This is a genomic window from Flavobacterium sp., assembly GCF_035456225.1.
GTDB lineage: Bacteria > Bacteroidota > Bacteroidia > Flavobacteriales > Flavobacteriaceae > Flavobacterium.
The window spans coordinates 1-18856 of the sequence record NZ_DATIDM010000195.1 but is presented as its reverse complement, the minus strand read 5'-3'; the positions used below and the strand labels follow the sequence as shown (position 1 = coordinate 18856).

At 37.0% G+C, this 18856-nt stretch carries 9 protein-coding genes, 1 tRNA gene and 1 pseudogene; 7 read left to right on the top strand and 4 right to left on the bottom strand.

Annotation, left to right across the window (positions count from 1 at the left end):
• Positions 1–90: 90 nt before the first annotated feature.
• Positions 91–163, bottom strand: a tRNA-Phe gene (locus tag VLB74_RS11605).
• 130 nt (positions 164–293) lie between these two features.
• Here VLB74_RS11605 and VLB74_RS11600 point away from each other — a divergent pair.
• The 4 genes and pseudogenes from VLB74_RS11600 (at position 294) to VLB74_RS11585 (ending at position 5239) form a co-directional block, all read left to right on the top strand.
• Positions 294–1028, top strand: a complete 735-nt coding sequence (locus tag VLB74_RS11600) for a type III pantothenate kinase (protein WP_325203619.1) — start codon at positions 294–296, stop codon at positions 1026–1028.
• Complete coding sequence (locus VLB74_RS11595) at positions 1021–2277, top strand: BamG family beta-barrel-assembly machinery protein (RefSeq protein ID WP_325203618.1); 1257 nt, start codon at positions 1021–1023, stop codon at positions 2275–2277. Before VLB74_RS11600 ends, VLB74_RS11595 begins: the two co-directional genes overlap by 8 nt.
• 49 nt (positions 2278–2326) lie before the next feature.
• On the top strand, positions 2327–2851 hold the full coding sequence (gene lptC / locus VLB74_RS11590; protein ID WP_325203617.1) for an LPS export ABC transporter periplasmic protein LptC: 525 nt from the start codon (positions 2327–2329) through the stop codon (positions 2849–2851).
• A 285-nt stretch (positions 2852–3136) separates the two neighbouring features.
• Positions 3137–5239, top strand: a pseudogene (locus VLB74_RS11585) (peptidylprolyl isomerase).
• 47 nt (positions 5240–5286) lie between these two features.
• Here VLB74_RS11585 and VLB74_RS11580 read toward each other — a convergent pair.
• From VLB74_RS11580 to VLB74_RS11570, 3 genes are read right to left on the bottom strand one after another with little or no spacing between them, the layout of a single operon-like run.
• The gene (locus VLB74_RS11580) at positions 5287–6201 is read right to left on the bottom strand and encodes a GYDIA family GHMP kinase (RefSeq protein WP_325203616.1); all 915 of its coding nucleotides are present in this window, start codon (positions 6199–6201) and stop codon (positions 5287–5289) included.
• A gap of 6 nt (positions 6202–6207) precedes the next feature.
• Positions 6208–7524, bottom strand: a complete 1317-nt coding sequence (locus VLB74_RS11575; RefSeq protein WP_325203615.1) for a hydroxymethylglutaryl-CoA reductase, degradative — start codon at positions 7522–7524, stop codon at positions 6208–6210.
• A gap of 54 nt (positions 7525–7578) precedes the next feature.
• A complete protein-coding gene (locus VLB74_RS11570; RefSeq protein WP_325203614.1) occupies positions 7579–14085 on the bottom strand; it encodes a PAS domain S-box protein in 6507 nt (2168 codons plus the stop codon).
• Between the two features lie 228 nt (positions 14086–14313).
• On the opposite strand from VLB74_RS11570, the gene VLB74_RS11565 reads away from it, so the two are divergent.
• The 3 genes from VLB74_RS11565 to VLB74_RS11555 form a co-directional block, all read left to right on the top strand.
• Positions 14314–16485, top strand: coding sequence for a S9 family peptidase (locus tag VLB74_RS11565; protein ID WP_325203613.1), 2172 nt, complete (start codon positions 14314–14316; stop codon positions 16483–16485).
• A gap of 33 nt (positions 16486–16518) precedes the next feature.
• Positions 16519–18210, top strand: a complete 1692-nt coding sequence (locus VLB74_RS11560) for a peptide MFS transporter (protein ID WP_325203612.1) — start codon at positions 16519–16521, stop codon at positions 18208–18210.
• Positions 18211–18287: 77 nt separating this feature from the next.
• A partial coding sequence (locus VLB74_RS11555; protein WP_325203611.1) for an oligopeptide:H+ symporter occupies positions 18288–18856 on the top strand: 569 nt, incomplete at its 3' end.

The window sequence follows — 18856 nt, the reverse complement described above, 5'->3', positions numbered from 1 at the left end:
AGGTTGCGGTTTTTTAGCCATCTTTTTAGCCACCCAAAGAAAAAACCCTTAACTATCTTATTGATAATCAAGGGTTTAATTTTTTTAAAGTGGTGCCTCCAGGAATCGAACCAGGGACACATGGATTTTCAGTCCATTGCTCTACCAACTGAGCTAAGGCACCATTATGTCTGCTTTCGTTAAGCGTGTACTGCTTGCTGATTGCGAGTGCAAATATAGAGTGATTTTTCATTTATCCAAAACAATTTTTTAAAAAAATCAATTTGTATCTTTGTTTTTACAATCCGAAAAATATGCTTTTAGCCATTGATGTGGGAAACACCCGAATTAAAGTTGCTGTCTTTGAGAAACATAACATTTTGTTTCAGGATGTTTTTTTGAGAGAAGAGGCATCAAAAAAAATTGAAAATATTTTCAAAAAAAATTCAAAAATTACAGAATCGGTGCTTTCGTCGGTCGGCAAACTCGATGTTGAGGTGGTTGATTTGCTAAAAAAACATTCCGATTTGAATGTGATTTCTTCCGAAAGCCGTTTTCCTTTTAAAAATAATTATGAAACGCCAAAGACTTTAGGTATCGACAGGATGGTTCTTGCGTCCGGAGCTACATTAATGTATCCGAATCAAAACAGATTAGTGATTGATGCTGGTACCTGTATTACCTATGATTTTGTAACAGCTGATGATGTTTATCTGGGAGGGGCAATTTCACCGGGGTTGCGATTGCGTTATGAGGCTTTACATAATTATACGGCAAAATTACCGTTATTGGAACTGGAACAACCGATTCATTATATCGGAAATTCCACCAAACAGGCAATACATTCTGGAGTAGTGAACGGAATTTTAAATGAAATTGATGGATTTGTAGGTCAATACCGCCAACAATATCAAGTTTTAACAATAATTTTAACAGGAGGAGATGCTGATTTTTTGGCTAAAAACATAAAAAGCACCATATTTGCCAATCCAAATTTTCTTTTGGAAAGTTTGAGCCATATACACCATTATAAAATCGAAAATGATTAAAAAGATAATTTTAGGCATTAGTTTGCTTTTTTCCACTGCGCTTTTGGCTCAGGAAAGTGTGTCTTCCCCCAGTTCTTTTTACGGAATAGGAGATGCCAAGTTTAAAGGAACAAATGAAAATAGAGCGATGGGTAGTGTTGGGGTACTTGTGGACAGTATCCATATTAATTTACAAAATCCGGCGTCTTATTCTTTTTTGAAATACACTGCATTAACACTTGGTGGTACAACTACCAAAACTACTTTTAAGACCGATTCCGCGGAAGAAACAGCCAACAGAACAGCGATAGACTATCTTGCTATAGGTTTGCCTTTGGGTAAAGCAGCAGTTGGTTTTGGTTTGGTTCCTTATACCTCGGTAGGCTATAATGTTGTGAATATAGACACGACTGCAGGCGATACACGTACAAAAACATATCAAGGTGAGGGAGGAATCAATAAGGTTTTCCTTGGAGGAGGATATAGGATTTCACCTAAATTGAGTGTCGGATTGGATCTTCAATATAATTTTGGAACGATTGAAACAAATTCGGTTGTATTCATAACAGAGCCGGAAGTTCCGCTGGGATCAAGAACCAAAAACAAGACCATTTACAGTGGATTTGGAGTGACGGCTGGGGTGTATTATCAGACCAAATTGCAGAATAAACTGGAGTGGGCCAGTAGTTTAACATATACACCGCCAAGTAAAATGAGTGCAGAAACCTCAAGAAATGTAGCGACTGTAACTTATGGAGTATCGGGTATTGAATATGTTGATTCAAATGTGAATGTTGAAGTGCCGGATGCGAAATTAAAAATGCCTACTAAAGTTGCTTTGGGAACAGCGTTTGGTAGAAGTAAAAAATGGTTTGTTGGAACCGAATTGACATTCCAGGACAGTAATGATTTAGGTAGTCTGGGTAATTTGCCGAATGTCGATTATGAGAGTTCGACCCGATTTGCTATAGGTGGATATTATATCCCTAAGTATAATTCGTTCAGAAGTTATTTTGAACGTATGGTTTACCGTGCCGGATTCCGATATGAAAATACGGGACTTGTTCTTAATGGTAAAACAATTAATGATACGGCAGTCAGTTTAGGATTCGGTTTTCCGGTTGGTGCCAATGTGTCAAATATCAATATCGGGCTTGAGTATGGTAAGAAAGGTACAACAAGTAACGGTCTGATTCAGGAAAATTATTTTTCCATTAATGTTGGATTATCGTTGAGCGATCGTTGGTTTGTTAAGCCTAAATACGAATAATCAAATTCAGCTGATGAAGAGGAATTTTCTTAAAAATAGCACAATTATAATGGTCACGGCATTTGTCGTGACTGTGTTTTTTTCGTGCGAAAGCAATTTTAAGGAAGTACGCCGAATAAATTCAGTGGCATTTTCGCCTTCGGGAGAAGCGGATAACGTAGATTTGAAATATACTGATTCCGGAAAGATCAAAGCAGTTCTGGTTAGTCCTAAAATGTTGGATTATTCCAATGCGAAATATCCTTTTACTGAATTTCCCAAAGGTGTTCATGTAACGTTGTACGATGATCAGCAAAGAAAAAGTTTTGTTGATGCAGATTATGCTGTTACCTACGCAAGAACAGATATTATTGATTTACAGGGCAATGTGCGGATTACATCCAGCGATGGTAAATTGCTGCAAACAGAACAGTTGTACTACGATCAGAAAAACGAATGGTTTTTTACCGAAAAGCAATTTAAATATACAGACGAGGCCGGAGGATATCTGGAAGGCCCTGGGGTAGATTTCAGCAGGGATTTCAAAGTCTTTAACATGCAGAACAGTAGAGGAGAAGTAACTAAATTAGAATAGAAATGAAGATTTTACACTACATACATTATATATATCTTTTAATGGCAGTACTGTTTATTTATGATGGGATTGTCAGATTGCAAAACAATGAAAATGCGCTATTGATGTTTCTTTTTGCTGCGGCAGCCGTGTTCATGTTTTTCTTTAGAAGGCGTTTTTCGCAAAAAATTAAAAATAACAACAAATAATTCGAATTTAAGGGGTAAAAAAATTTGGATACTATTTTATTATTTAATAGATAATTGTATTTTCGCCCACTGAATAAAAAATTTAACTAAATAAGAAATGGCAGTTTTATCAAAAATTAGACAACGTTCAATATTGCTTATCGGAGTGATTGGATTTTGTTTATTGGCATTTGTGGTTGGTGATGTTATCCAAAACGGAGGCTTTAATCAAACCTCAAGAAACGTAGGGAGCGTAAACGGAGAGGATATTTCGGCTCAGTAATTTTTACAAAAAGTTTCCATGGCAGAGAAAAACGGCCAGGGAATTAGCAATACTCAAGCGGCAAATGGCGTTTGGGAGCAAGAAGTAAAAAGAATTCTTTTAGAAGGTGAGTATGAGAAGTTAGGTTTAAAAATTGGGAAAGACCAATTGTTAAATGTAATGAAGCAAAATCCGAATTTTGCTCAAAATCCTCAATTTTTAAATTCTGCCGGAATTTTTGACGTTAATAAATTCAATGAATATTTAGCAACGATAAAAGGCTCTCAGCCTGAGCAATGGAATGCTTGGTTGGATTTCGAAAAACAGGTAGAGCAAATGGCTACAGAGCAAATGTATACTACTATGGTAAAATCAGGTTTGACAACTACAAAACTTGAGGCCAAAGCTGCTTATGCTGTAGAGAATGATAAAGTTGATTTTGATTATGTAACTGTTGCTTATGCTACTATCAAAGACGATCAGGTAAAAGTTTCTGATTCTGAAATCATGGATTACATGAAAAAGAACGAGAAGAAATACAAATCTGAAAATTCAAGAGATATTGAGTTCGTTTTCATCGAAAATAAACCTTCTGCAGCTGATGAAGCAGAAATGAAAACTACCATCAACGGTTTATTGTCAGGAAGAATCGTTTATAACGACAAAACCGGTAAAAATGACACATTGCCTGGATTTAAAGCTGCTGTTAATGTAGAAGAATTCGTAAATGCAAATTCAGATATTAAATTCGATTCGACTTACGTTGCTAAAAAAGACCTGCCATTAGAAAATCAGGAGCAGTTATTTAATTTGCCTCAAGGTGAAGTTTTCGGACCATATATTCACAATGGTTATTACTGCTTGTCTAAAATGTTAGGCAGACAATCTGGTTCTTCTGCAAAAGCTAGCCACATCTTACTTTCTTATGAAGGAAGCAAGGCACCAGCAGCTGTGAAGCGTACTAAAGAAGAAGCTAAAGCTAAAGCGGATGAATTATTGGCTCAGGTTAAAGCTAATCCGGGAAGTTTCCCAATGTTGGCTATGATGAATACTGATGATACTGGTTCTAAACAAACTGGTGGTGTTTACGATAATATTTCAAAAGGTCAAATGGTAAAACCTTTTAATGATTACTTATTCAACAATCCTGTTGGGGCAATGGCAGTTGTTGAAACAGAATTTGGATACCATGTAATGAGAGTTGATGCTAAATACGATGCAGTTCGTTTGGCTACTGTTGCCAGAAAAATTGAACCGTCTGAATCAACTGCGGATCAGATTTATACAACAGCGACTAAATTCGAAGCTGATGCTAACGAGAAAGATTTCGAAGCTGTAGCGAAAGAAGCTAAATTAACAGTTACCCCTGCAACAGTAAGAGGTATAGATGAATATCTTCCGCAAGTAGGAGCTCAAAGATCTGTTGTTACCTGGGCATTCAATAAAGAAACCAAAGAAGGTGATGTTAAGAAGTTTGACAATATGCAAGGACACATTATTGCAAGAGTTAAAGCTAAAAACGAAACCGGTCTTATGTCTGTTGAACAAGCAAGAGCAGGAGTTGAGCCTATCTTGAAAAATAAAAAGAAAGCAGAGTTGATTAAAGCTAAAATGACAGGCGCTACTTTAGAAGCTGTTGCTCAAAAATCTGGTGCTAGTGTTTTAAATGCTGCAGGTTTAACACTTACTGCTGCTTCTATTCCAAACGTTGGTTATGAGCCTAAAGTAGTTGGTAAAGCATTTGGATTGGGTGCTGGTAAGACTTCAAAATTGATTGATGGTGAAATGGGAGTTTATATGATCAGAACAAAAGCAGTTGCAAAAGCACCGGCTTTGCCAGACTATACTCCTTATGTGACTAAAATCAAATCACAAAATCAAGGTTCGGTTTCAGGAAGAGTTGTTATGGCTCTTAAGAGTGCAGCTGAAATTGAAGATAACAGAGTTGATTTCCAATAAGAATCAAATGAATATGAATAAAAAACGCTCCTTTTTGGGAGCGTTTTTTATTTTATCATATCCTCATAAGGAACTATAATTGTATAGCCTTTTGTTTTAAAGTATGGCGAAGGATTTTCTTCTGAAACAGCCAGGACGAAATCGCCGCCCCAAGCGCCTAAACTCTTTATAGTTCCGGTAAAGTCTGGGAAAAAAGCTTCTTTTACTGTTTGCATCTCCAGAACGTGTGACATGATAATTTCATGCAGATTAAGCGCTTCTGAAAATGTAATAAGGTTATTAGTGTTTAAGATGATGTTTGTAATCGCATTTATCTTTTCAATAATTTCTGTAACATGATGTTGTTTCTTGTAGTAGGACTGTATAGCTTCTTTACTGTTTTGTTTCTTATTCAGATACACGAAATAAAGATTCTTTGTGAAAGCGGGATTGAATGAAACCGTTTCAATTAAAGGGGTTTCATTTTCGAGATGATATATGATTGGTGTATCATTTTGAGCGCAGGCAATGTCATATCCGCTTCCCCCAAAACTTTTTCGCAGAAGTTCAAAGGCATCAATTTCGAGCCACATTGCAATGTTGTTTATCAATGTAGATGAAGTTCCCAAACCCCAAAATCGAGGGAATGTTAATTCTGTAATTATCTTGTAACCTTCCGAATTATTTATGAAATTATTGTTTTGAATATAGGCCTGATGAAGGATTTCGATCAGGGTATTCTTTATTCCCTGGGTGGAATCAAAATGGGTTTTATTTTTTATGTCCGAAAAGTGAATAACATCTTCAAACCATACAGACCGGTCAGCATCAAAACTTTTCCAGAGAATTACCTGATCTTTTCCGGGACTGATGCGAAGATATTGCCCAAATTTTGTCGGCAACGCCAAAGCTTTTGCCCCGTCAAGGACAGCATATTCACCTGTAATCAAAAGTTTGCCGTTACTGTAAAATGTTTTTTCCAAAGTTCTTTATTTTCGGATTTCTTCCAGATATGCCACCACTGCCGAATGTGAGACTGTGTGGTTCTCAAAATGCTTGGTCACTAATTTTCTTTCAGCATCGTTTGCATTGAACTGATTCAAAATGTTCATCAGGTGCATTTTCATATGGCCCTGCTGAATACCGGTTGTAGTTAATGAACGTAATGCAGCAAAATTCTGGGCAAGACCTGCGACTGCTACGATCTGCATTAATTCGTGTGCAGACGGGTTCTCCAGCATTTCCATCGACATTTTTACCAACGGATGTAAATTCGTTAGTCCGCCAACGGTTCCTAAAGCCAGCGGGATTTCCATCCAAAACGTAAAAACACCGTTTTCAACTTTAGCATGAGATAGACTGGAATAACGTCCGTTTCTGGAAGCATAGGCATGGACACCGGCTTCTACGGCTCTGAAATCGTTTCCGGTTGCCAAAACAACAGCGTCAATTCCGTTCATGATGCCTTTGTTGTGGGTAACGGCTCTGAAAGGTTCTACTTCAGCTATATTTACGGCGCGGATAAATTTTTCGGCAAATTCTTCTTGAGAGATATGTTTGTCTTCTTTTAATTCGGAAACAAGGCAGGAAACTTCGGCTCTGACAATACAGTTAGGAACGTAGTTTGATAAAATGCTCATCACAATCTGAATGTTTTTCTCTTCCTCAGTCAGTAAAGGGCTTTTTTGAGCCTCATCTTTCAGTGTTTTTGCAAATTGTTCCAAACAGGAATTGATGAAATTCGCACCCATACTGTCTTTGGTTTCAAAAGTAGCATGTAACTGATAATAGTTTTCTAAATCAGCGGTTTTGTCGCGGAGTTCGATGTCTATGATACCTCCTCCGCGTTTTTGCATATTTTTGGTTATGCTTTCCGTTTCGCTGAAAAATTTAGGTCTGATTTCGTTGATAAACTGTTTCAGCGTTTCTTTATTTCCAACGTATATAAAGTGTACCTGTCCAATTTTTTCTGAGTTGATGACGGTCGCTTTGAAACCTCCCCGGTGTGACCAGAATTTTGCGGCTTTAGAAGCAGCTGCGACAACAGAACTCTCTTCAATAGCCATTGGGATGGTATAGTTTTTTCCGTTGATCAGGAAATTCGGGGCTATCCCAAGAGGCAAGTAAAAATTGGTTATCGTATTTTCAATGAATTCATCATGCAGCTTTTGTAAATCGGCATCGGAATTCCAATATTTTTTTATGGTTTTTACTGCCTCATCCGGATTTGAAAAGTGTGCATTTGCAATCCAGTTTATTTTTTCGTCTTTCGATAATTTCGAAAATCCGCTAACCGCTTTCGTCATTTTATTTCTGTTGAATACATTTGAGTGCAAAGATACATTTTCGGAAATTATAATTTAACTTTTCAGCTGTTTCGTGCCTCTTAAAAGAGCTTGTTCCAGTACTTTTTTCTCAATTGGTTTGGTTACGTAATCATTCATCCCTATAGATTTTGACAGTTCCTTCTCGCCTTCAATAATCCCTGCCGTCAGTGCAATAATGATGCATTCCTGGTCTTTTTTTCGTATTTCCTGGGTGGCTTCATAACCATTCATTAAAGGCATTTGAATATCCATTAATATAATTTCCGGATGATTAAGTTCAAACTGTTTCACAGCTTCTAACCCGTTTACGGCCTCAAAAATTATCGCATTCGGTATTATTTTCTGTATCAGCGTTTTCGAAAGCAGCATATTGATCTTATTGTCTTCCACGATCAGTACTTTATAAACATCATCTATGATAACCGCTTTAGCGTCTTTTTCCTTATGAGGTTGTTTTTCATCTTTTTCAAAATTGTTGATTTCGTTTAAAACATGCTGTAAAACATGTATTTTCACCGGTTTTACTATTGGTTTTACAATTGTTTTGATAGGAAGATCAATTTCTGTAGCGTTAGAATTCTGCATCAGAATTATTGGTTTATCGAATTTGGAAAGTTCAATAAGTCCTTCTTTTCCAATTAGTTCATAATCTGCAAAAAACAAATCTACTTCCGAGAGGTATTTGTATGCATTCTGATAGTTTTTATTGGTGAGCGTTTCTATGGAATAATGGTTCATCATTCGGCTAATGACTTGCGCATTACTTTCATTATCATCAATCAATAAAACTTTGTCTATTTTGTTGTTTTCGAGTTCTTTAAGGCTTCCGCATGGTTTTGCGTTTACGTCCAGATCAAAGAAAAATATGGTTCCGCCACCTGGTCGGTCTTCAATTTTCAGTCCGCTGTTCATCAATCGCAGCAAACTTTCAGAAATAGGAATACCAAGTCCCGTTCCGCCGTATTTTCGGGTTGTTGAGTTGTCTTCCTGTGAAAATGCTTCGAATATTTTTTTCTTGTTTTCCGGTCGTATTCCAATGCCTGTGTCTTTGACCATGAACTTCATTCGGGTTCGGTCATCTTCTAAAGTCTGATACTTAATTTCAAGTTCTATTTCACCTTCCTGTGTAAATTTAATTGCATTGGACAATAAGTTGATCAGGATTTGTTTTAACCTGATTTCATCAATCCAGATAAGACATGGCATGCTTTCATCTATATTGATGATCAGATCCAGTTTCTTTTCGTGTGCCGAATATTTAACCATATCGACAATCTGGTTGATGAGATCATGCAAATTGGTTTTTGTGATGTAAAGTTCAAGTTTTCCGGCCTCGATTTTAGAAAGGTCTAAAATGTCATTAACAATTTCCAACAAAGCATCGGCCGATTGATTGACCGTTACCATATATTGTTTCTGTACAGAATTCAGATCGGATTTCAATAGCAGATTGCTAAAACCGATAATACCGTTCAGAGGCGTTCGTATTTCATGACTCATGTTGGCCAGGAATTGGGTTTTGGCCTTATTGGCCGCTTGAGCAATTTCCTTTTCCTTGATGGCATCCTGCATTTTTCTGCGTTCGGTGGTTTCGATTATAACGCCTTCCAGATACGAAATTTCACTGTCACCGGCAATTGCTTCTCCATATTCTTCTATCCAAACGACTTCGCCGTTTTTCCTGATAAGGCGGCAGGAGATATGGAAAGCAACCCCTTCTTTTATGGCTTTTTCGATGTCGAAACGAACTTGTTTTCTTTCGTCCGGATGGTATAAGTCATATAAGTCAATGTTGCCTTCAAAGAATTCCTCTTTGGAATAGCCTGTTAATTTTTCAATCTCATCGTTTAAGAATATCTTGGTTCTCTCGGGATTATATTTAACAAGATACACCGTGGCAGGGATGTTATTTGCCAATAAGCGGAATTTTTCTTCACTCTCCTTTATGGCTCTTTCATTATTGATTCTTTCAATAGTGGATGCGAAATTGTTTGTGAAAGTCTGAAGGATATTGATTTCATCTGTCGTCCATTTTCTTTCTTTAGTGCAATCGTCAAAACCAATAAAACCATAAAAAGTATTTTTGATGAACAGTGGCAGGATCAGGAAAGATTTTATCTTGAAATCATCCATTATGCGTCTGATTTCTTCCTCTTCCATATCGCTTACAACTTTTTGAAAAGGTTTGTTTTCAAGAAGTTGAGAGGCAAAATCAGGGTAGTCCGAAAGCGGGAAATTTTGAAATGCACTAGTGTCTGCTTTGTTAAAACTTTCATTTCGAATCCATTCGAGGCGTTGGCTTATTCGATTGTTTTTTGCGTCATTTTCAAAATAGTACATGCGATCAGACTTTGTAGCCTCACCGATATATCCCATTGCTTCCTCGAAAATTTCGTTCAGGCTGTTGCTTTTCAATAATTTTTCGGTTGTTTTGGAAATGGATGATAAGACCTCGCTTTTGTATACAATTAGTTCTTCAGCACTTTTTCTTTTCAGTGTTTCGATGGCTAAAGCGATAACGTCTGAAACAGTTCGAGCGAAATTAATTTCATCACTGGTCCAGTTTCTGATTTCTCCGGTATTCTCATAACAGGTCACTCCTTTTAATTCTCCGGAAACATAAATAGGGAAGTCAAGCAGGGACTTAACATCATAAGTTTTAAAATAGCTGTCCTTTAGTTCGAGAGTTTCCGGGCTGGAGTCAACATCCGAAGATACTATGAAAGGCGTGGTTTCTATGGCGTCAAAATAAATTGGGAAATCGGCCTTTTTCATGGAAGCACCGCTAGAAAAACAGTCGCCGTCCTTTTCGTAAAGACAGAACAGGTTAATGCTTTCTTCGGTTTTATTCCATAGGCTGACCCTGCTTATTTCGAGCGCAATTGCGGCTTCTTTGATGATATGTCGGATCAGGCTTTCCTGGTTTGGATGCGTCAGGAAGTTTAGTGTTGAGAGTTGGTTCAGCGTTTGGTTTAACAAGTGGTTTTTTTTCTGACGCAGACTTTCTTCAATCTCGATTTTTTTCAATTTCGTAATGTCCCTGACAATAGCGGAGTAGCCAATTGTTTTTCCGTGTTCATTTTTTTTGACAGTTACTTTCTGAGAAACCCACATTTCTTCACCGTTGCTTTTTAAGATAGGGAATTCAATGATGTCGAAATCGTTTTGGATTTCACTTTGTTTAATGTAGAAATCTTCAATTTTTTTTGCGTGTTCGGGTTTGATGAGGCTTGAGAAATGTTTTCCGATAAAGAATTCCATCGGATACCCTAATGATTTTTCGGCAAATTGATTTACAAAGGTGAAATGTCCTTTTTTATCCACCTCGAAGATGATATCGGAAGCAAACTGAACCAGATTTCGGTATTGTTCTTCTACTATTATTTTACCTGTAATGTCCTGTCCGTTAGCTACAAAAAGATTATCGCTGTATTTTTGGTCCGTCCATTGGATGTATTTGTAGTCCCCGTTTTTGCATTTCAGTTTTCGGGTGTAAATGGAATCGGGTACATAAATGTCATTATAGTCAATATCCTGGAATCCGGTATCTTCGGTTAATTTCCAGAAATTTTCCCCCATAACTTCTTCAGGAGTGTAGCCTAAAATCTTCTGGATTGATTTTCCGCAAAAAGTCAACTTTCCTTTTCTGTCTGTCGCGATGGTCAACGAGTTGGAGTTGTTGATTATGCTATTCGAAAACAGTACTTTATCATTGTTGTTCAATATCGATATGCGTCGGGCATAATTAATAACCAAAACAATAAAAGAAGTGTTGATTAGGGTAATTATCTGTTCTGTTTCCGACGGGATATTAAAAAGTAAAATCATTAGAGATGCCAGAAGTGCAACAACAAAGACGACGTAATGTCTAACATTTTTAAAGGCACTGTAAGAGAAAAATAAAATAAGGAGAAATTCGGTATAAGTGATTAAGTCAAAGGGTTCTGTGGCAATTTTCGAAACAACATGAACCGCATAACTACTCAAAATCACAATAAATATTGTTCTTAAGTATTTGTCCAGCGCCGCGGATCTCTTTGAAAAAAGATACATGGAGATAAAAATAATTCCAATAATAAGGTTGACCAATAATTCTGAATTAGGCCTTTTTATGAAATAGAGGTTTATGACTTCGGTAATTGGGAAAATGATGCCTAAAAAGAAAAAGAATGTCTGAATTTCTTTATTGTCGTCATCCGTTTCCGATAGATTCTTGATGAAATCTTTATTATAAGTAGAGGCACGGTCAAAAACCAACTTCAAAAATAATCCGATAAAACAAAAAATGGGTAGCAGGAACCACCATTTAAAGAAATAGGGAGTGTCAATTTTAAAAGTGTATTTTACAGCGGGACTTTTTACGTTTCCGAGTTTATCTACCAATCGTACCTGAAAGGTATAATCACCGTGTTTTAAATTGGAATAGGTCACCTCATTCGATTCTGATGGTGGTGACCAGTTTTCGTCTGCTCCTTTCAGCAGAAAAGAATACAGTGTTTCTCCGTCTTCAGCAAAATTGAGAACCCCAAAAGTAAACGTAAGCTGGTTTTCCTGATGATTGAAGACATGTCCCTGTTTGGGAACATTAAACCAGTAATTATCTGAAGCGCCAGTACTGTTCCAGTTTTTGGATTGCTTAAATACATCAATGTTGGTTATTTTCAGGATCGGATTGTACTTCCTCTTATGGGTGTAGTTGGTTAAATAGATGTAAAGCCCGTTAGCGGTTCCGAAAAATAAATTTCCATCCTGGTCTTTAGCTTTTGCCCGGGTATTGGTTTCAAGTCCGCTGAATCCATTATCCGAATTGTAGTTTAGAATGTTTTTGAGCGATCCGTTTTTGTCTATGGTAATTTTCGAAATCCCCAGATTATGGCCCAGATAAATGGCGTTTTTTTGATCGGCTGAAAGTGTGAATATAAAGATGGATGCAAGACCCTCCTTTTTGGTGTATTTCTTAATTACGTTGTTGTTGACATAGTAAAGGCCATCACCGGTAGTAAACCAGAAATTGCCAAAACTGTCTTTACAGGAGTCGTTTGTTTTTGAGTTAATGATTTTTACGGCCGAAAAAGTGTTTTTCCCGGTTTCCGAAAGTTTGTACAATCCTAAATTTGTGCCAATATACCATTGTTTGTCATTTAATTGATTGAGTGTGGTTACATTTTGAGAATTAAAGACATCAATGTTTTTTATGAAGTTTTCATTTTCATCCAAAAGAAACAACCCGTGTGAATAGCCAATGAAATACCTGTTTTGACTGTCCTGAAAAAAAAAGCGTATGGTTTTTTCTTCAGGGAGTTTGCTGTTGACGGATAACGGAACGAGCACGTCGTTTTTGATTTTGAATACTCCTTCCCGGGCTCCTACAAAAATTTCCTTTTTATTGTTCTCATAAAGGGCAGTCACCCGCTCCAGATTAGGGTATTTCCTTTTTAGTTTAAGGTCGTCGTTTAGGTCGGGTTCAAAGTAAAATAAACCGTCATATACAGTTCCTGTATAAATCCCTTTTTCAGTTGTTAATATCGAAAATATATAAGGAGTGTTGAGTTCCGGGATATTGTTATAGCTATAGAAACTTTGGGAGCGAGTTCGATACAATCCATTGCCGAATGTTCCTAAATAAAGTTGTCCGTTTTTGTCCTGAAACATAGACAATACATTTTCCCCTTTAAACCCATTGCTGCTGTTGATGAAACTGACGTTGTCTTTCCGGTACATGGCCAGTCCTTGCTTTTTGTTTCCGGCCATCCAGACAAAACCACTTCTTCCGAGCAACATTTTTCTGATGAAAAACGGTTCTTTATTTGGGAGTAATATTTTGTTTTCCAATGTAACATTGGATTCTGTTGGTGTTGGACATGAAAAACGCCATACTTCTCCTTTGAAATTACCAATCAGTGCTTCGTCTTTTTTTGTAGATATAATAGAGGTATATCCTGAAAACTGGCCCGGGTTGAATTGAGAAACCGAGTTTTTTTCAATTTTTAAAAGACCGTTATCAGTTCCCACATACAAGCAGGAGCGACTGTCCGCAAATACCGAGTTTATGTATTCTTTTTTATCGAATTTGGCCACAGGCACAATAGAATAGTCTTTTTTTAAAAGGAAGACATTCTCTTCTGTAAAGCAATAAATGCCATTTTCTGTTGTAAAAAGGCGTTGAACCAAATCTTCTGAAATGGGAGAATTGTTTCGGTCAAATTCTTTTAAAAAATCTTTTCCGTTGTAAACCAATAATCCATTGTACTTTGTTGAAATTACTATATTTCCATTAGTGTCTTCAGCTAAATCGGTTACGAAAAATCCTTCAGTTTTGTTAGGTTTGTCAACAGCAGTGAAATTTTTCCCGTCGTAGCGAATCAAACCAGAACCGTCTGTACCAATCCAAATAAGGTTTCGGCTGTCCTGGATTACAGAAAAAATCGTAGAAGATGGAAGGCCGTTTTTCTGATTAAGTATTTCATAATCAAAAACTTGCCCAAAGGTGCGTTGGAGGGTGAATAAAAGAAAAATGCAAAAAGTAGCTTTTTTAAGCATAATCCCAATCAAGGTTTGTGGTTCGAAGGCATAATTTAAGAATAAAATAATTAAGTTGTAAGAAATCGAGATCTTAATTTTGCAATGGGATTTTTTCGTCGATAAAAGTGTAAAAATAATCGGTTAACAACAAAAGGTAAAAAAGTGTTTTTTGTCCATTTAACAAAATAAATTGTACTCAATTGATAAATTTTCACTAAAATTGGGAGTTTTTTTACTATCAAATTTATGAAAAATACTTTTAAATGCTTGTTTTTGTTGGTGTTAACATCGTTTACAGCGATCGCACAACAGAAAATTACCCTTGAAGAAATTTGGGGAGGAGCTTTCAGAACGCAGGGGATGACTGCTTTGGAAGCAATGAAGAATACCAATCAGTACACAGTACTTAATTTTGATCGTCCTACAAAGTCATCACAAATCGATTTGTACGACTTTGCCACGCTGGAAAAGGTGTCAACATTGTTAGACTCGAAAAATTTTAAGGAATTAGAGGGGATCGACAGTTACACTTTCAGTAAAGACGAGAAGAAGATTTTAATTGCAAACCATACCAACTCAATCTTCCGTCATTCTTTCGTTGCAGATTATTTCATCTACGACATCGCAGCTAAATCACTTACAAAATTAGCAGACTATAAAGTACAGGAGCCTACTTTTTCTCCTGACGGGACAAAAATAGGATATGTATTTCAGAATAACTTATACATATATGATTTGACAGCAAAGAAACACATTCAGGTTACTACAGACGGAAAGAAAAACGCTGTAATTAATGGTGTTACGGACTGGGTGTACGAAGAAGAATTTTCTTTTGTACGTGCTTTCGACTGGAATGCTACCAGCGATAAAATCGGGTTTATCCGTTTTGATGAGTCACAGGTTCCGGAATTTTCAATGGATATGTATAACAATGGATTGTATCCAACACAAAACGTTTTCAAATACCCGAAAGCAGGTGAGAAAAATGCATTGGTTTCATTGCATGTTTATGACGTGAAATCGGCAGCCACCAAAAAAATCAACTTAGACAAATACAACGATTTTTATATTGCAAGAATTCAGTGGACGAATGACGCAAACACTTTAAGTGCTCAGGTTCTAAACCGTCATCAGGATAATCTTGATTTGTTGTTTGTTGACGGAAATTCAGGTGCAACAAAAGTTGTGTTGAATGAAAAAGACAAAGCTTATGTGGAAGTAACCGATAACCTAACGTTCTTAAAAGACAACAGTTTTATCTGGACGAGTGAGAAAGATGGTTTCAACCACATTTACCACTACGATAAAAACGGTAAGCTTAAAAAACAAATTACGACAGGTAAATGGGAAGTGACTTCGTATTACGGTTTTGACGAGAAAAACGGAGTAATCTTCTTCCAGTCTACAGAAAACGGTTCTATCAACCGCGATGTGTACAGTATCAAATTGAACGGTTCTTCAAAAACACGTTTAACTACACAAACCGGTACTAATGGTGCTACATTCAGCCCTAATTTCCAGTATTTCATCAATTCGTATTCCAGTGCCAAAAACGCACCTAAATATACTTTGAACGAAACAAAATCGGGTAAAGTGATTAAAACCATTGTTACTAACGAAGCTTTGGAAACGAAATTGGCTAAATACGATTTGCCTTTAAAAGAGTTCTTCGAATTAACTACGGAAAAAGGTCATAAGTTAAATGCATGGATGATCAAACCGAAAGATTTCGACGCAACCAAAAAATACCCGGTGTTTATGTACCAATACTCAGGGCCTGGATCACAACAGGTGAATAATGATTGGAACAATTCTGATGACTACTGGTTTATGATGTTGGCACAACAAGGTTATATCGTTGCTTGTGTTGACGGACGTGGTACTGGTTTTAAAGGTGCTGATTTCAAAAAATGCACTCAAAAAGAGTTAGGAAAATTTGAAGTAGAAGATCAAATCGATGCTGCTAAAGTTTTCGGATCATATGCTTACGTTGATAAATCAAGAATCGGAATTTTTGGTTGGTCTTACGGAGGATTTATGGCTTCAAACTGTATTTTCCAGGGAGCAGACGTGTTCAAAACAGCAATTGCTGTGGCACCGGTAACAAGCTGGAGAAACTACGACAGTATTTACACTGAAAGATACATGCAGACACCACAGGAAAATGGAAGCGGTTATGATAACAATTCGCCAATTACCCACGTGAACAAATTAAAAGGAAATTTACTTTTGGTTCATGGAACAGGTGATGATAACGTTCATGTTCAGAATACCATGAAAATGGTTGAAGCGTTGGTACAGGCAAACAAACAATTCGATCTGATGATTTATCCAGACAAAAATCACGGAATTTACGGTGGAAAAACACGTTTGCAGTTGTATACGAAAATGACCAACTTCCTAAAAGAGAAATTATAATAACTAACCAATACAAATACCAAATACAATAAAATGAGCGAAACGACTGCTAAACAAGGACATCCAAAGGGGCTTTGGGTATTGTTCGGAACCGAGATGTGGGAGCGCTTCAATTTCTACGGAATGCGAGCATTGTTAACCCTTTTTCTGGTAAATTCATTATTGATGAAAGAAGCGGATGCTTCCTTAATTTATGGTGGATTTTTGGGTCTTTGTTATTTAACGCCACTTTTAGGTGGTTTCATCGCCGACCGATTTTTCGGAAACAGAAACTGTATCCTTTTAGGAGGTGTGATGATGGCTATTGGACAATTGTTGCTTTTTACAAGTGCAACGGTTTTTCCAACTAATCTTTCTTTGGCAACCACTTTAATGTGGACTGCATTAGGAATCATCATTTTTGGTAACGGATTCTTCAAACCAAATATTTCCAGTATGGTGGGAAGTTTGTATCCAAAACAGGAAAAAACGAAATTGGATACTGCTTTCACTATTTTCTATATGGGGATTAACATCGGGGCGTTTTTAGGTCAGTTTATCTGTCCGTTTGTTGGAGATGTCAAAGATAGTGGGGGAGTCAGAGATATCCACGCTTTCAAATGGGGATTCTTGGCTGCGGCATTAGCGATGTTAATCGGTACAGTTGTTTTCTACGTTCTTAAAAATAAATATGTAGTAACTCCGGAAGGGAAACCAATCGGAGGTATGCCAACCGGACATGATTCTACAGATTATGAAGAAGGAGAATCTCAAAAAGCACATTTCACTCCAATGTCTTTAGGATTAGCTGTTTTGGCATTCATCGGTTTGTTTTCTGCATTCCATTTCTTAACAGAAGGGGACAACGTGGTAAAAACAATCATTTACCCGATTATTTATGCGAGTGGTTTAACATTGGCAGGTTTGATTTTATCGGATAAAACCCTGACTAAAGTGGAAACACAAAGAATCTGGGTAATTTATATCGTATCGTTTTTCGTAATTTTCTTCTGGGCAGCGTTCGAGCAGGCAGGATCTTCATTAACATTCATTGCCGATAATCAAACCGACAGAAACTTCTTTGGCTGGAACATGCCGCCTTCAATGGTGCAGATTTTCAACGGTTTATTCGTGGTAATGTTTGCAGTGCCTTTTAGTCTTTTATGGGATAAATTAAGAAATGCTGGTAAAGAACCAACCTCGCCATTCAAACAGGCAATGGGATTAATGTTGATTGCTGTGAGTTATTTTATCATTGCTCATAACGTTAAGGATTTAGGAAACAATGGGTTATTGGCTATTTATTGGTTAATCTTATTATACTTGATTCAAACGTTTGGTGAATTGTGTTTGTCTCCAATCGGATTGTCATTGGTTGGAAAATTAGCGCCAAAACGTTTTGCTTCTTTGGCTTACGGGGTGTTCTTTATTTCGAATGCAGCAGGTTATGCTTTATCTGGAACTTTAGGGTCGATTTTACCTGCAACTGGTGATAAATTCAAAAAAGCACAGGAATTGGGAATCAACCTGCAAGATGTTTTAGATAAGAAAATAGTTCCGACAGAAGCACAACTTAAACTATTGTCGGATAACCAAATCAGTGCCGAAAATCCTGTATTTGCCGGATTCGAAATTCACAATTTATACGAATTCTTTATGGTGTTCGTAGTATTGTGTGGTATCGCTTCAATCATCTTATTCTTAATTACTCCGATTCTTAAGAAAATGATGCATGGTGTGAAATAATCTCTTTAAAAAATATTTTATATCTTTCAAGCCCGTAGGAAAACCTACGGGCTTTTTTATAATTAAAACACTACAAAATGTGGAATAAACACCCAAAAGCATTGCCTTTTTTATTTCTGTCTGAGATGTGGGAACGTTTCGGATATTACCTAATGATTGGAATTTTCACCTTGTATCTTAAAGATGTTGAGGCCGGATTTGCTATGACCGAAAAAGAAGCAGCCGATTTGTACGGAACTTTCATCGCATTGGTATTCTTGACGCCTTTTATAGGAGGCTTGGTTGCGGATCGTTATTTTGGATATAAAAAATCAATAGTCATCGGGGGAATCATGATGGGAGCTGGATATTTTATGATGGGAATCCATAGCTTGACGATGCTTTATGTGGCCATGACTTTGGTAATTGTAGGAAACGGCTTTTTCAAACCGAATATTTCCACTTTATTGGGTAATTTCTACTCCGAGGATCAATATAAAGACAAAAAAGATGAAGGGTACAATATTTTCTATATGGGAATAAATGTTGGGGCCTTTATCTGTAACTTTTTCGGGGCCGCTTTGCAAATTTTGTTAGGCTGGCAATGGGCTTTTATGGCCGCAGGGGTCGGAATGTTTGTCGGGGTGATTGTTTTTCTTTTGGGTAG